This is a genomic window from Micromonospora sp. R311 (assembly GCF_056780015.1).
Genome location: NZ_JBSWCE010000027.1, coordinates 59,749 through 75,144, shown reverse-complemented (window position 1 = coordinate 75,144; position 15,396 = coordinate 59,749). Strand labels below are relative to the sequence as shown.

13 protein-coding genes and 1 other RNA gene are annotated in these 15,396 nt (G+C 69.3%); 9 read left to right on the top strand and 5 right to left on the bottom strand.

The features are described 5' to 3' along the window. Positions 1–18: 18 nt before the first annotated feature. The 3 genes from AC1WTP_RS22745 to mctP all read left to right on the top strand — a co-directional run bounded on the left by AC1WTP_RS22745 (position 19) and on the right by mctP (position 4,712). Positions 19–2,475 (top strand): M14 family zinc carboxypeptidase, encoded by a 2,457-nt coding sequence (locus tag AC1WTP_RS22745; RefSeq protein ID WP_481651292.1) that lies wholly within the window; start codon positions 19–21, stop codon positions 2,473–2,475. Positions 2,476–2,805: 330 nt separating this feature from the next. Next, complete coding sequence (locus tag AC1WTP_RS22740; RefSeq protein ID WP_481651291.1) at positions 2,806–3,063, top strand: DUF3311 domain-containing protein; 258 nt, start codon at positions 2,806–2,808, stop codon at positions 3,061–3,063. Continuing rightward, a complete protein-coding gene (gene mctP, locus AC1WTP_RS22735; protein ID WP_481651290.1) occupies positions 3,063–4,712 on the top strand; it encodes a monocarboxylate uptake permease MctP in 1,650 nt (549 codons plus the stop codon). The genes AC1WTP_RS22740 and mctP overlap by 1 nt, the downstream gene beginning before the upstream one ends. Before the next feature lie 171 nt (positions 4,713–4,883). Here the strand turns inward: mctP and AC1WTP_RS22730 are convergent, their stop codons facing one another. After that, positions 4,884–5,645: a sulfite exporter TauE/SafE family protein gene (locus tag AC1WTP_RS22730; protein WP_481651289.1), complete on the bottom strand. Its 762-nt coding sequence runs from the start codon at positions 5,643–5,645 to the stop codon at positions 4,884–4,886. A gap of 233 nt (positions 5,646–5,878) precedes the next feature. Between AC1WTP_RS22730 and rnpB the strand changes: the two genes are divergently transcribed. Next, positions 5,879–6,294, top strand: an RNA gene (gene rnpB / locus AC1WTP_RS22725) — RNase P RNA component class A. Positions 6,295–6,756: 462 nt separating this feature from the next. After that, entirely contained in the window at positions 6,757–6,897 is a 141-nt protein-coding gene (locus AC1WTP_RS22720; RefSeq protein WP_481651288.1) for a hypothetical protein, read from the top strand. Positions 6,898–7,105: 208 nt separating this feature from the next. Here AC1WTP_RS22720 and AC1WTP_RS22715 read toward each other — a convergent pair whose 3' ends face one another. The 4 genes from AC1WTP_RS22715 to AC1WTP_RS22700 all read right to left on the bottom strand — a co-directional run bounded on the left by AC1WTP_RS22715 (position 7,106) and on the right by AC1WTP_RS22700 (position 10,513). Then, positions 7,106–7,264 carry a hypothetical protein gene (locus AC1WTP_RS22715; protein ID WP_481651287.1) on the bottom strand — a complete coding sequence of 53 codons (159 nt, stop codon included), beginning with the start codon at positions 7,262–7,264 and terminating at the stop codon, positions 7,106–7,108. Positions 7,265–7,537: 273 nt separating this feature from the next. Beyond that, a complete protein-coding gene (locus tag AC1WTP_RS22710) occupies positions 7,538–7,954 on the bottom strand; it encodes a transposase (RefSeq protein ID WP_481651286.1) in 417 nt (138 codons plus the stop codon). Positions 7,955–7,961: 7 nt separating this feature from the next. Further along, positions 7,962–9,131 carry a transposase gene (locus tag AC1WTP_RS22705; RefSeq protein WP_481651285.1) on the bottom strand — a complete coding sequence of 390 codons (1,170 nt, stop codon included), beginning with the start codon at positions 9,129–9,131 and terminating at the stop codon, positions 7,962–7,964. 254 nt (positions 9,132–9,385) lie between these two features. Further along, on the bottom strand, positions 9,386–10,513 hold the full coding sequence (locus AC1WTP_RS22700) for an IS701 family transposase (RefSeq protein ID WP_481651335.1): 1,128 nt from the start codon (positions 10,511–10,513) through the stop codon (positions 9,386–9,388). 284 nt (positions 10,514–10,797) lie between these two features. On the opposite strand from AC1WTP_RS22700, the gene AC1WTP_RS22695 reads away from it, so the two are divergent. From AC1WTP_RS22695 to AC1WTP_RS22680, 4 genes are all read left to right on the top strand, one after another. Next, positions 10,798–11,154, top strand: coding sequence for a hypothetical protein (locus AC1WTP_RS22695; RefSeq protein WP_481651284.1), 357 nt, complete (start codon positions 10,798–10,800; stop codon positions 11,152–11,154). Between the two features lie 439 nt (positions 11,155–11,593). Beyond that, on the top strand, positions 11,594–12,181 hold the full coding sequence (locus tag AC1WTP_RS22690) for a hypothetical protein (RefSeq protein WP_481651283.1): 588 nt from the start codon (positions 11,594–11,596) through the stop codon (positions 12,179–12,181). 637 nt (positions 12,182–12,818) lie between these two features. Then, complete coding sequence (locus tag AC1WTP_RS22685) at positions 12,819–14,669, top strand: IS481 family transposase (RefSeq protein WP_481651334.1); 1,851 nt, start codon at positions 12,819–12,821, stop codon at positions 14,667–14,669. Beyond that, positions 14,666–15,115, top strand: coding sequence for a hypothetical protein (locus tag AC1WTP_RS22680; protein ID WP_481651282.1), 450 nt, complete (start codon positions 14,666–14,668; stop codon positions 15,113–15,115). The genes AC1WTP_RS22685 and AC1WTP_RS22680 overlap by 4 nt, the downstream gene beginning before the upstream one ends. Positions 15,116–15,396: the final 281 nt, after the last annotated feature.

Here is a 15,396-nt window from a genome sequence, read left to right as displayed (position 1 = left end):
AGGACAGGAGATGTGTCCTTGTTGGTCCGTAGACACCTTTCCCGGCTCACCGCCACCGCGTTGACCGCGTCGGTGCTCTCGACGGCCGCGCTGACCGCGCCCGCCGTCGCCTCGGCGTTGCCGGCGGTGCCGCCGCGCGCCACCGACCTCGCCGACGTGCGGGGCTATCCCCAGCAGCACGTCCTGCCGGTCTGGCCGGACAACCCGGCCGACGCCTCGATCCCGATCGGCGTCATCCCCTACGACGACATCGCCCCGAAGCTGAACGCCCTGCAGGCCGCCAGCGACCGGGTCTCCGCCCGGGTGGCCGGGAGGTCCGCCGGCGGCTACGACCTGTACGCGGTCACGGTGACCGCGCCGGAGAGTCGCGCCGAGGCCCGGCAGCAGGAGGCTTGGAAGCGCCGCATCGAGGACGAGCCGGCCCGGGCCCAGCAGGACGCCGCGCTGCTCGCCGGGTACAAGACCCCGCTCTTCGTCAACGCCAACATCCACGGCAACGAGTGGGAGGGCACCGACGCGGCGCTACGGGTGATCGAGGACCTGGCCACCGACACCAGCCCCGAGGTGGCCCAGCTGCTGCGGCGCAACCGGCTGGTCTTCAACATCACCTCGAACCCGGACGGCCGGGTCGCCGGCACCCGGGCCAACTCCGCCGGGTACGACCTGAACCGCGATCTCACCATCGTGGCGCAGCCGGAGACCAACCTGATCCGTCAGCTGATCATCGACACGAAGCCGATCATCACGCTCGACCTGCACGGCTACGTCAGCCCGACGCTGCTGCACCCCAGCACCCCGCCGCACAACGTCAACAACGAGTACGACCTCTACATCAAGCACGGCCTGCCGAACGCCCTGGCGATCGAGGCGGACCTGCGCGGCCTCGGGTACGCCGAGACCCAGCGGGCCCGCATCCCGTTCCGGGACGACGAGCCCGGCGTGTGGGACGACTTCCCGCCGATCTACGTGCCGTCCTTCGCGATGCTGCAGAGCAGCATCCCGTACACCATCGAGGCCCCGCTCAACCCGCGCGGCAGCACCCTCACCCCTCAGGAGCGGGTGCGCCGCTCGGGGATCAACACCGATGTGCACGAGGTGGCGATCCGGACCTCCCTGCGGTACATCCAGGAGCACCGGGCCGAGGTGCTGCACGACCAGGCCGAGGTCTACCGGCGCGGCTGGGCGGGCGAGCCGCTGCGCGACATCCCCGACGGCTACGTGCCGGGCTGGGGGCCCGAGGACGACTACCGCACCACCTTCCCCCGCGCGTACGTCATCCCGACCGGCGCCGGCCAGCGATCGGAGCCGGCCGCCGCCCGCCTCGTCGACCTGTTGATCAGCAGCGGCGGCCGGGTGTGGCGGGCGAAGAAGCCGTTCGCCGCGGGCGGCCGGGCCTACCCGGCCGGCTCGTACGTGGTCGACCTGCACCAGCCCAAGCGTGGCCTGGTCAACTCGCTGCTCGAACCCGGCGCCGACATCACCGACCGGGTCGACGACCTCTACGCCGGCCCGGCCGCCTGGAGCCAGGGGCTGACCTGGGGCGCCACCGTGGACACCGTCTGGGACGAACTGCCCGACGTGCGGCTGGAGCGGACGTACGACGGGCGGGCCGAGGGGTACCTCCCGCCGGGCAACGGTGACCTGCGCCTCGACCTGCGCGACGCCGCGGACCTGCTGGCGGTCAACTCGCTGCTGAGCCGGGGCGTCGCGGTGCACCGCCTCGCCGACGGTTCGGTGGTCGTACCCGGCACGCCGGCCAACCGGAAGCTGGCCCGCGCCGAGGTCCGTGCCCACGGGGTGACCTTCGACCGCGCGCCGGCCGGCTGGAGCGGGACCCGGCTGGACGAGGTGGTCGTCGGCCACCTCGGCACGGTGGAGGAGCGGGACACGCTGGCCGACCTCGGCTTCGCGGCCCGTGCCCTGACCGCCGCCACGCTCAGCGCCAGCCTGACCGACGACGTCGACGTGCTCCTCGTCGCCAGCACCGTCAACCTGGCGAACCTGACGGCGGAGAACCGGGCCGCCCTGGACGCCTTCCTCGCCCGCGGCGGCGGTGTCGTCGGCCTGGGCACGCCTGGGGCCGGCTTCAGCAACGCCGCCGGGCTGCTGTCGGTGACCGCCACCGCCGGCCCGAGCCTGGCCAGCGGGGTGGCCACCGTGGTGAACAGCGGCGGTCCGGTCACCGCCGGCGCCACCGGGCACTCGTTCATCAGCCAGCCGGTCTGGTTCACCAACCTGGGCTCCGGGGTCAGCATCGAGCAGTCGTACGCCGCGGACCCGCTGCTCTCCGGCTGGTGGGTAACCGAGGGCGCCGGCGGCCAGGGCGCGGCGGCCAACCAGGCCAGCATCGTCCGTGGGGTGTCCGCCGGGGGCAACGGCGTGGTGCTGTTCGGCACCGACCCGACCTTCCGCCTGCACCCCAAGGGCCTGCAGCCGCAGCTCGGCCGCGCCCTGCTCTGGGCCGCCGAACGGTGACCGTCAAGCGGTGAGCCGATGGGCGGGCCCGGGTGCGCGACGCACCCGGGCCCGTCCGCGTCCGGGCACTCGCTCGCGACCTGGACGGCCCGGATATTCGTCGGGCCACGACGGGTCCGGTGACCCGTCGGCACCGGGCCCGTCACCGTTCGTACCGGCGTCCGGGTGTGCCAAGAAGTGAGCGCCGGGCCGGAAATCTCAGCCCGCCCGCCGTTCGGCGCAGCCGGCACGCCGTTCGGCGCAGCGGTGTGGATCAGCTGAACGTGACGGCGCTCACAGGGTCGTAGCCTCCGGCCGTCACATGCCGAGCTACGACTGGAGGTGGGTCAGATGGCTGCACCCGAACCGGCCACACCCGCACCGGAGACGCCCCTGACGGGGTCGTCCCGGGCAAAGGACAAGAGCAGATGGAACTGGCTGCTCTTCATCCCGATCGTGGTGCCGCTGATCCCGGCGTTCTTCAACGCGGACGGCCCACGGCTGTTCGGCTTCCCGCGGTTCTACTGGCTCCAACTGGCCTACATCGTGCTGGGCGTGACCACCACGACGGTGGTCTACCAGCTCACGAAGAAGCGGGGTGACCGCTGATGTGGCGCGACCACCTCACCGAGATCATCATCTTCACGCTGCTCTTCCTGCTGGTCAGCGCGATGGGGTTCGTGGCCGCCCGGTGGCGGGCCCCGCGGGACATGGCCCACCTCGACGAGTGGGGCCTGGGCGGGCGCAACTTCGGCGGCTGGATCACCTGGTTCCTGGTCGGCGGTGACCTCTACACCGCGTACACCTTCGTGGCGGTGCCGGCGCTGGTGTTCGGCGCGGGCGCGATGGGCTTCTTCGCCGTGCCGTACACCATCGTCATCTACCCGCTCGTCTTCCTGGTGCTCTGCCGGCTCTGGTCGGTGTCGCACCGGCACGGCTTCGTCACGCCGGCCGACTTCGTCCGCAGCCGGTTCGACTCGCCGGTGCTGGCGCTGCTGGTCGCGATCACCGGCATCGTCGCCACCATGCCGTACATCGCGCTGCAACTGGTCGGCATCGAGGCGGTGCTCAAGGCCATGGGGGTGACCGGCGAGAGCACCCTGGCCCGGCACCTGCCGATCATCATCGCGTTCGCCATCCTCGCCGCGTACACCTACCAGTCCGGGCTGCGCGCGCCGGCGCTGATCGCCTTCGTCAAGGACACGCTGATCTACATCGTGATCCTGGTGGCGGTGCTGTACCTGCCGTACAAGCTCGGCGGCTGGGGCGAGATCTTCGACGCGGCCGACGCGAAGTTCGACGCCTCGCCGAGCCCGGGCGACGGGATCCTGCTCAACGCCAACAACCAGCTCCAGTACGTCACGCTGGCGTTCGGTTCGGCGTTGGCGCTCTTCCTCTACCCGCACAGCATCACCGGCGTGCTGGCCAGCCGGAACCGGGACGTGATCAAGCGGAACATGTCCGCGCTGCCGGCGTACAGCCTGCTGCTCGGCCTGATCGCGCTGCTCGGCTACATGGCCATCGCGGCCGACGTGAAGCCGCTGCCCGGGGCGTCCGAGGGCACGGTGGACAACAACACCATCGTGCCGCTGCTGTTCGACCAGCAGTTCCCGAGCTGGTTCACCGGGGTCGCGTACGCGGCCATCGGGATCGGCGCGCTGGTCCCGGCGGCGATCATGTCGATCGCGGCGGCGAACCTGTTCACCCGCAACATCTACAAGGAGTACCTGCGGCGGGACGCCACCCCGGCGCAGGAGGCGAACGTCTCGAAGATCACCTCGCTGGTGGTGAAGATCGGCGCGGTGGCCTGCATCGTCTTCCTGGACCCGCAGTTCTCCATCGACCTCCAGCTGATCGGCGGCGTCATCATCCTCCAGACGCTGCCGGCGGTGGCGCTCGGCCTCTACACCCGCTGGTTCCACCGGGGCGCGCTGATCGCCGGCTGGGTGGCCGGCATGGGGCTCGGGATGTGGATGCTCTACCAGATCTCCAGCCCGACCCGGAAGCACTTCGCCGGCTCGGCCTTCCCGCTGGAGAAGTTCGGCTTCGACACCACCCGGACGATCTACGTCGGCATCGTGGCCGTCCTGGTGAACCTGCTGGTGGCGGCGATCGTGACGCTGATCCTGCGGGCGGTGAAGGTGCGCGAGGGCAACGACGGCACCACGCCGGACGACTACTTCGCCGACGAGGGCGACCCGCGGGTGACCCCGGGCGAGCGCCGGGACGCCGACGCGGCGCCGGAGCCGGTCGCCTGAGCATCCCCGGCCCCCGGCTGCTGACCACCCGGGGGCCGGGCGCGGCGTGCTCCAGTGGGCGATGCCGCAGCGGACGTGATGCCGCCGGGTCGTCGTGACGACCCGGCGGCATCGCCCTGTCCGGGCCGCCGCCCGCCCCGAAGGAACCGGTCGGCGAGGAGTACCGAGCGGTCAGGCCAGCGCGCGGACGAGCAGGTAGAGCCCGATCACCGTGCCGAACGTGACGATGACCGTCTTGAGCACCACCGTCGGCAGCCGACGGACCAGCCGGGCACCGGCGTACCCGCCGACCAGTGTGGCCGGCGCGACCAGCCCGACGGCCGCCCAGTTCACCGGGCCGAAGAGCGCGAAGATCACCAGCGTGGTCGACCCGACCACGGCGGAGAGCAGGTTCTTGATCGCGCTCACCCGGGCCAGCGTGGCGTCCAGCACCAGGGCCAGGCCGGCGACCAGCATCACCCCGAGCGCCGCGCCGAAGTAGCCGCCGTACACCGCGCCGAGCGCGACCATGGTCTGCACGGCGACCGTACGGCGGCGCGGCGACAGGTCGCGCGGATGCCCGACCAGCCGGCGCAGCGGGTCCTGGAAGGCCAGCACCGCCGTCGCCCCGAGCACCAGGAACGGCACCACCAGCTCGAACGCGCGCGCCGGGGTGGCCAGCAGCACCAGCGCCCCGGCGATGGTGCCGACGATAGTGGTGGGCACCAGGGTGGCCAGCGCCCGTCCGCGCGGCAGATCGACCCGGCTGCCCGCCACGCTCGCCAGGTAGCCGGGGAAGACCGCCACCGAGTTGCTGACGTTGGCCGGCACCGGCGGCAGCCCGACCGCGAGCATCGCGGGGAAGGTGATGAGCGAGCCCCCGCCGGCCACCGCGTTGACCGTGCCCGCGGCGAGACCGGCGACGAGCAGCAGCGCGGCGTCGGAGAGATCCATGGTCCCCAGAGGCTAGTACGCGCCCCGGGCGCCACCCTGTGCGGTGCCCGGCGGCAACCGGCCCGGCCCATCCGACCGGTCAGGGCGGCACTATCCGGTAAATACCGGTCATCGAGGATCGGGGAGGACCACCTCCCTGAAGTAAAGATCGGTCCCGGGTGTCGGCCGGAGTCAGGCGGGTCGGGGCGGCAATAGTTGCGGGGCGCGCGTCGTTAGGATGAGTGCGCGACGGACGAGTCGACCGGGCGGTCGCGTCGGCGGGCTCCGGCCCGCCGCCGAGGAACGTCCGGACTCCACAGGGCAGGGTGGTTGCTAACGGCAACCCGGGGTGACCCGCGGGACAGTGCCACAGAAAACAGACCGCCGGCCCCATCGGGGACGGTAAGGGTGAAACGGTGGGGTAAGAGCCCACCAGCACCCCGGGTGACCGGGGTGGCTCGGTAAACCCCACCCGGAGCAAGGCCAAGAAAGGGTCGTCGCCCGCAGGATGACGACCCGCGCAGACGCTTGAGGGTGGCCCGCCCGATGTCTGCGGGTAGGCCGCTGGAGCCTGCCGGCGACGGTAGGCCGAGATGGATGGCCGCCGCCGGCGCGGGCCCTTCGGGGCGCGCGTCGGTCACAGAATCCGGCGTACAGGTCGACTCGTCCGTCGCCCATCAGGCCAGCCGCTGTCACATAGCGGCTGGCCTGGCGTTTGTTCGGGTACTGCTGGTCGTCGCCGGTCATCCTTGGTCAGCGCTTGACGGCCCAGCAACGGCCCAGACGGCCCGTAGACGGCCCAGACGGCCCGTAGACGGCCCAGCCGACCCCTCGCTAGGTTCACCGGCACCGGTAGTGGGCGCAGCGGGCGGGTGGCTTAGAAGAAGTGGTACCACTGGCCGGGCAGGGGCCTGATGGCTTCGGCAAGGTCCTGCTCGGTACGTCCGCAGACCCACACGGCGGCATGGCCTTGCAGGGAACGAGCACATCCGGGCCCCCCGTACCAGTGCACCCTGCCCGCCGGGTCGTCCTCGTCAACCGGCACAGGCGGTAGCTCCAACGCGGCGTACTGCCCGGTGAGCCGCGCCGCGAGGGCATCCTCGTAGTCGCCCATCGCCAAGTACATGCCCTCATGGAGCTGGGCGTCCCGCCGCACGTCGTCCAGGCCATCGCCCGCCATGCCGACGTGAAGATCACCCTCAAGGTCTACTCCCACGCCAACCTCGACGTGATGCGTCAGGCGCTCGGCAAGCTCGACGGGCGGCTCTCATAGCCCCTGTTGCTGTCACCGCCCCGGGAAGCGATCTTCTCGGGGCGGTTCTCGCTGATGGTATGTGGTGGGCGCGGCAGGTTTCGAACCTGCGACCCCTCGCTTGTAAGGCGTAGCTGGCGATGGTCACGGTGTCCGCCGACGTCCGGGACGTCCGCGCACTCCCCCTGATCCGTCCGCTGGTGCTCGCCAGCGTTCGGCGCCGTTGGTGTCAGCTGCGGATGTCAGGCGAAACCGTGACCGGCGTCGGGACGGCGTCGCCGGCGACGACCTCCAGGAGATGGCCCGCGACGTCCTCGCCGGACGTACCGAACTCCGACAGATCGCCGCCACCGACGCCTATGGCGATGTGCTCCTCGACCGGTTCCAACGCTTCACCGAGTGGGAACAGTGCCTCGACCCAGAAGAGCGACAGCGCCTGGCTGCCGAGGCAGCCGCCGTATCGTCCAACTACGACGAACGGGACTAGGTAACTGGTGTTAAACGGCGGTTGACCGGGTCCCGGTCGACCGACGTTGTCGGGTGGGCGGTGTCGGTTTTCGGTGTGCTGGTTCGAGGGTTTCGGGTGCTGAAACCGTTGCTGGGGCGGCGGTGCAGGCCCTTCAGAGCGGTTGCCGGGTGGGGTCAGCCGGGGCCTGTGGTCTCAGGCGGGGTTGATGGCCCAGCCGTGGAGGGTGTGGGTGAGGCCGAGGGTGGCGAGTCGGGCGAGGTTGATCGCGGCGGCGAGGAGGGTGAAGTCGGCGGCGACGCGGTGCCGGCCGCGCATGCGGGCGCGGCGTCCGCCGTGGCGGCGGCGCATGAGGTGGGCGAGTTTGCGTTCGACTTTGGGTCGGGTGGCGCGGTAGTCGGCCTGCCAGGCGGGATGCTGTTGGCGGGTGCGGGCGGCGGTGAGATGGGCTTCGTGCCGGCTGATGGTGATGCTGCGGCCGGTCTTGGAGTCGGTGCAGTGGGCGCGGAGGGGGCAGGTGGCGCAGGCGGCGCCGAAGTCGGCTTTGCCGGCGTGGCGGGCGTGGCTTTTGACCGGTCGGATCGGGATGGTGTTGCCGGCCGGGCAGGTCACCGCGGCATCACGGAGGTTGATGTCGAAGCGGTCCTTGGGTGAACTTCCCGGTCGGGGCGACGGGCGGCTGGACCTTGGTCTTGATGTCGATCCCGGCACTGTCGAGCTGTTGCAGGACGTCACCGGCGCCGTAGGCCGCGTCGCCGTAGACGGCGGCAGGGCCGGTGGCGGCGGTCGGGTCCGTGAGGTCGGCGATGAGCCCGGCGACCGGTTCGACGTCCCCGGCGTTGCCGGCGGTGACCGCGGTCGCGGTGATGACCTCGACGTCCGGGTCGACGGCGATGTGGCCCTTGTAGCCGTCGAAGCCGCGGTGGTTGGTCTTGTGACCGTGCCGGGCCTCGGGATCGACGGTGGAGATCACCCGATCCGGGGCGACCTTCCGGGCGATGCGCAGCGTCCCGTCGTCGCCGGCCTCCAGGTCCTGACCGAGGACGGTGGCCAGCAGCCGCATCGCCTGACCGACCGGCTCCGGCAGGTCGGTGAGCCCGTCGAGGGCGGCGAGCAGGGCGTAACCGTCGCGGGCGCGGGAGTCCACCAGGGCGTCACGGGCGGTCTTGTCGTCCCAGTCGATGACCGGCTTGCCGGTGCTGCTGTAGTCGTCACCGCTGGACAGCACGGCCCGTAGCCGCCCGGCCAGGTCACCGCCGGCGACGGCGAGCAGACCCCGGACCGCTGAGCGGATCAACGTGATCGTGTCCATCGTCGCGACCGCGTCATACAGGGGCGTGGAGTCCAGCACCCGCCGCCGGCCCAGCAGCCCAGCCGCCCGGGCGGCGTCCAACGCCACCTCGAAGATCCGGTCCGGGCGGTCCGAACGACGCAGCCGTTCCCGCATGTCAACCAGCACCGTGTGGGCGAACCCGACCCGGCCCGCGCCGTCCCAGCCGCCGACCCCCGCGGCGTAACGCCAGCGGGCGTCGAACGTGAACCGGTCCACCGCTTCCCGGTCCGACAGCCCTTCGAGGCGCTGCAGCACCATCACGGTGGCCACCACCGACGGCGGCACCGACCGCCGACCAACCACCGCGAACAGGTCGGCGAACAGCCCATCCGGGAACAACGCCTCCCGCTGCTCATGCAGAAACGTGAAGATCGAGTTGGCAGGTAACGCCTCGCCGCAGAACCGGCTCACCGGATCCAGCAGGTCCAACTGCTGCGAAGCCACACCCAACGCCACACCAGCAAACTATCTGAAATAGATAGAAAACGATGACCGCCACGCCCGTGGAAGCCACCGTTTAACACCAGCTACCTAGTACTGCAACGGCAGTTATGGCGGGTAGCCGCGGTGGCGGTAGTGGCTGGTGCGGGCTTGGTGTTGGCGTCGTCGGCGCCAGTGTGACCAGGCCCAGGTGCGTGCCGGGCAGGGCGGGGTGGTGAGGATCAGGGACACCATGAGTCGGCGGATCTCCGGTACGGTGTAGCCGATCATCATGCCCTCGCCGGTGCCGGTTCCCCTTTTGCGGTAAGGGTTTTGGCTGCGGTGAGCCAGGCGTGGGTGGCCATGGCGAGGGTGATGTGGGCGTGCCAGGCCCGCCAGTCACGCACCTGGTAGTCGTCGAGGCCGGCTTCTTGTTTGGCCTGCTGGAAGCATTCCTCGATGGCCCACCGGCTGCCGGCGATGCGGGCCAGGTCGATCAGGCGGGTGCGGCGGGGTCCGTAGCAGACGTAGTAGGCGATCTCGCCGGTGGTGATGCTGCGGCGTGCGAGGAGCCAGTGCCCGCGCCCGGGTCGCCAGCAGATGCGTATCGGCATGCGGGCCCAGTCGTAGTCGCGAGGGCCGTGGGCGCCGGCGCCGGCAGACAACCGGCACCATGCCTGGGCGGGTAGGGCGGCGATCAGCTCGTCAGCCCGTGCCGTGCCCATCGTGGTGGTGATCATGTCATCGTTGCGGCGGGTGGCCAGCACATAGCCGACGTCACGCTCTTCCAGCCAGACCCGCAGGCCTTTGACCTGGCCGTAAGCCTCGTCGGCGGTGACCCAACCGACCGGCACCCCGGCATCCAAGGCCCGAGCCAGCATCGTCTTGGCGATCTGCGGCTTCGTCGCGAACTCGACGTCGTCCGGGATGCCGGCGGCCCGGCACCGCTGCCGGTCGTCGGTCCACGCCGCGGGTAGATACAACTGCCGATCGATCAGCCCGTGGCCCTTGACCGAGCGATAGGCCAGGAACACCCCGACCTGGCAGTTCTCCACCCGGCCGGCGGTGCCGGAGTACTGCCGGGCCACTCCCGCCGAGCGGACGCCCTTCTTGAGGAAGCCGGTGTCGTCGACGATCAGCACACCCTGCGGGTCGCCGAGGTGCTCGATCAGGTAGTCCCGCACGTCATCACGGACCGCCTCGACGTCCCAGTCCGCCCAGCGCAGCAACCGCTGCATCCCGTCCGGCGACACCTCACCGGCGCGCTCCGCGAGGGTCCAGCCGTTCTTCCGCTGCAACCCGGCGGCCAACCCGCACAGGTACTGCCGCACCCGAGCCCGCGGCTCCGCCCGCCGGAACCGACCGCCGATCCGCGCGTGCAACCGATCCAACTCCGCCGCCCACGCATCGACCTCCACCGTCGTCACGGCAGACATCATGCACTACAGCGCATCCATAACTGCCGTTGCAGTACTAGCCGGTACCAAACCAGTGAACGCTTCGGTGTCAGCGCACTAGCGCATCGTCCGGCCATCTGCAATCCCGCTGGTCAGACCCCACTTGTAAATTAGCTCTTGCCCTGCTCGCCGGCGTGGACAAGTATGGATCCCGGCAGAGATCGAGTATGGATCCTGGCAGAGATGCGGTCCGAAACAGGCGTATTGCGCGTTGAGCGCTACGCCGTCTAAGAAAAGGAGCCTGTATGGCAACGGGGACAAAAATTGTCCGAACTGGCGTCGTCGCGTTGGCGCTGGCGATGATCGGGGTAACCGCCGCTGCGGTGCCCGCGCAAGCGCATTCAGGCAGTTGGTCGAAGACCCGCAGTGGTTGCACGTACACGGGCGGAGTCTTCAGCACCCACGCCTACGCATGGACGCAGAAGGAATCCGGAAGCTGCACCGGGCACGCCTGGCTGTGGGCTATTTCCTGCGACGGCGGTCAGATCGTTCATGCCTCGGGATTCGTTTCTCTGAGCGAGCCGAATATGTACCTCGTATATCACAAGACGCAGGAGAATGAGCAGTGGGGACAGAGCCACTACGCCAGTGCTCCCTGCTGAGCTTGGTGAGATTCTTAAGCCGAGTTGCTAGTGTCCCCGATTGTCGAATCCCAACGCCACCATAATTGCGCGGACGCAGGTCGCTGCGATTAGTGGACGAGTGAGATGATGCGGAAGTAGCCACCACGCGACGAGTTCGTTGAGGATATGCAGTGGGGCCGTGCAGTTCCCTCCGGTTGATCCGGGCCCAACGATTTTCGGGTTTAGATCAGCCGGAGGGCTGCTGGGGCGGAGCTGTTCATTGGTGAGTAGTCTGAACTCCGTTCGGCCTCATTGGGCTTAAGGCGTACGAACTCTGCGTCCTGGATCTTTCGTCGGATGGTGACAGAGGCGCCGTCAGGCGACCGCGTTCAACTGAATGAGATGGCACGCTAATTTGCCGAGCTTGCGGCGCCGGTGACTGGTGCGTCTAATTAAAGATTTTGACCTCAAGCTTGTCGTGAAGATGGAGTTTGTCACCTTGAAAATCTCGGCAAGGCTCGCCGTGTGTGCGCTGCCACTTGTGCTAGCTGCCTGCTCTTCGGCGAATGCCGAGCCGAGCAGCGGGAATGCTCCATCGTACGGGACGTCTCCGGTGCCGCCAAGCAAGGGTGTAAACACTGGACCGGTAACGAGACAAGACTATGAGGAAGCGGTCCGCAAAACTGAAGTCTGCTTATCTGAGGCGAATGTCGAACAGAAGAACTTCGGTTGGGACCCGGTCGGCAATGATGAGATGATCCTCCTGTACAAGTCACCTGTTATGTCGGTGAAGGACGCCCTCAAGGTCGCCGAGAAATGTCAGGCGGAGCATCTTGACGCCGTTCGGGCTGGTTATCAGAGGGACAATGCATCCTTCATGTCACCGGAACTCATGAAGGCGGTGCAGGCATGCGTCCGAGGCAAGGGAATCTCCGTCACGGGGCGAGAGAAGAGTCCGAGCGACTTGATGCAGTCTGTGCCGCGAGAGAAGTTGTTCGACCTGGCTGATTGTGTGCATGATACCGCCTCTGAGATGTTCCCAAAGACTCCGATTCAGTTCCCCTAATCATTCGTTTATGCCGGTCCTGGCGAATGCCCTGCCATCACTGTCTGCCGTCGACCCGCCCAACTGGGGAGCGGGCTGGCCGCCCGGTGGGCCATGTCAAGCGGGCCTTGACGCAGGTTCGGACGCTGGCGCGCCGGGCGGTGGTCTGCTCGGCTTGCCCGGGTCGATGGCTGGCGGGATGGCCTACGGCAACCACCCATGGACCCGGCGGCTGCCGACGATCTTGGGCCATCCTGGAGCCGGAGCGCCCCCGCCGGAGGCGCTCTAACCGCAACCCCGCCACCGCCGCCAGTTCGCCGGCGGCCCGGCGTGCGCTCCCCTACGCCGCGCGGGTCCTGGCCGCGCGGCCCGGCCGGCTGCCGGCACGCCAGTCGGTCAACGGTTGTCGTTCTGCGGCGGCTCCTCCGGGCTTCCCGCTCTCCGCGCCAGCCGCCGGGCGTTGGCGTGACGGTCGCAGAGCGACAGCGGCAGCGGCCGGGGCGCGCCCAGGCGGCGGCGCGTGCGGCCCGTCAAGGGCCGCCTTGAAGACGTACAGAAACTTTGAACGGGGATTCTGTGAGGGTGTTGTCCGACTCCGGTTGATGCGTTACACGGTGGATTCACTTGATGCGTGACACTCCGCCGAGTGCTGGTGGAGATGAGCGTGACCGAACAGCGGTATCGGGCCGTGTTGGAGGTTCAGGCCGGGCTTGCAGTGACGGAGGTGGCCGACCGGTTCGGCGTCTCCCGGCAGGCGGTGCACCGGTGGCTGCGCTGGTATGCCGAGGAAGGCTTGGATGGATTGCGGGATCGCTCGCACCGGCCCCAGGGACACCCGGCCCAGATGCCGGCCGCGGTCGAGTCGGCGATCTGCGAGCTGCGCCGCAACCATCCCCGGTGGGGTCAGCGGCGGCTGCGCTACGAACTCGGCCGCCGGGGTTGTCCCGGTCCGGTTCCGTCGTTGAGCACGATCTATCGGGTGCTGGTTCGGCATGGGCTGATCGATCCCGTGCCTCGCCGTCGCCGGCGGGAGGACTACCGGCGGTGGGAACGTGGCCGGCCGATGGAGCTGTGGCAGATGGACATTGTCGGCGGTGTCATGCTCGCCAACGGCCGGGAGGCCAAGGTGGTCACCGGCGTGGATGACCACTCCCGGTTCTGCGTCATCGCCGCTGTCGTTCCTCGGGCCACCGGCCGGGCCGTTTGCCTCGCGTTCGCCGAGGCTCTGCAACGGTTCGGGGTGCCCGAGGAGGTGCTCACCGACAACGGCAAGCAGTTCACCGCCCGATTCAACGCCGGTGGCGGGGAGGTGATGTTCGACCGGATCTGCCGGGAGAACGGCATCACCCACCGGCTCACCAAACCGCGATCACCCACGACTACTGGCAAGGTCGAGCGGTTCCACCAGACCCTGCAACGCGAACTGCTCGACGACGTTGAGGTCTGGCCGGACCTGGAGGAAGCCCAGGCGGCCATTAACGCCTTCCGCCACGAATACAACACCGGGCGGCCGCACCAGTCCCTGGACATGGCCTTCCCGGCAGACAGGTTCACCACCCGCCCCACCGAGGCGCTGCCGCTGCGACTGCCGCCGACGCTGACCACGACCCGAACCGACCCGGATGAGGCGCCACCGGTCGCGCTGCCGAAACCGCGCCCGTCACACGACCAGCAGCCGGCGACCACGACGGCGCCGCTGGTCATGGCTGCCAACGGCGTCGACCCGGTCAACCTCGCCGTCGAGATCATCCGCACCGTTCCCGCCTCGGGCAACCTCGCCGTCTGCGGGCAACAGTTCTGGCTCGGCCCAGCCAGGGCCGGACTCGCCATCGGCCTCTGGGTCGACACCACCGTCGTCCACCTCCTCCTCGGCGGCGTCCGACTCAAGACCGTCCCCTCCCGGCTCAGCCCCACCCACCTGCGCCAGCTCCTCGCCGACGGCGGCCGCCCCGCCGGGCCGCCCCCGGTCAACGCCGGCCAACTCAAGCTGGGGGCTCCCGTCGAGGTCGACCGGCTCGTCAACCCCATCGGCCTGGTCAGCCTCGCCGGCCGGCAACACCCCATCGGCTACCACCTCGCCGGCCGACGCGTCACCATCCGCCTCGACCGCGGCGTCCTGCACCTCCTCGACGCCGACCGGACCCTCCTGCGCAGCCTGCCCAACCCGCTCACCCCGCCAGAGCAGGCCCGCATCCGCGACGCCCGCCCCGCCGGACCCCCACCAACCCCAGCCCCCGAACCACAACGCGTCGAACGACGCGTCAGCAGCCGCGGCGCCCTCGTCATCGCCGGCCAGAAAATCCACGTCGGCATCGGCCACGCCGGTCGAACCCTCACCGTCGAAGACGCCGACACCACCTTCCGCATCCACGACGGCGACCAACTCCTCACCGAAGTCCCTCGCACAACCACCAAGCCCATCGCCCGGTTCAAGGTCCGCAAGCCCGAACCCCCTCGCCAGCGTCGGATAGCCTGCACCGACCGCGACGACCACGGAGCCCGACCATGAAGCTGCCGCCCGGAGCCACCGGCTTCAATTCGCAACCCGGCGACCAAGCAGACCTCAGGGCCCTCACCGCCGTCCTTCGCCACGCCGCCCGCGCTATCGACGCCACCGTCACCGGCGTCACTCCTGCCGGCGTCACGCCAAACTTCCACACGGTCGACATCACCCAGGCTGAGCACCACATCGCGGTGCTGCGGCACACCACCCTGCCGTTCATCGTCTTCGCCCGCCCCCAAGCCAACGGCGATGTCACCGTCACGTTCGTCGACCACCCCGACCTCGCCGCCGCCATCACCAACCTGACCGACGCCCAGGTCCTCACCGTCGAGCAGCTACGAACCCCGCTGTCACAGGCCGACCTGAGCGCCCTCGACCCCCACGAGCACGACCAGATCGGCTATTGGAAGCCGACCACTGTCGGCGAGCTGCTGTTCAACTTCTGGGACTGAACACCAGTAGCCTGAGACAAGGAACAACAAGATCGTCTAGCCGGACGTGTCACGGATCAAGTGACAGCGATCCGTAACGCATCAAGTGGAGCCCGACAATTCTGTGAGGGTGTCCCCGCCGGCCGGGCCTGACCCGACTTTGAACTGGCTTCGTGCCCTCATGTGGACCCGTCGACCCGGTTGGCGGGGACACCTCTCTCGGCACCTGCACGGGCCGGCGTGGTGACCTGATTAGGAGCTCGGGTTCGTCCCTCATCCCCGTTCTGTCCAGCGTTCTCCTC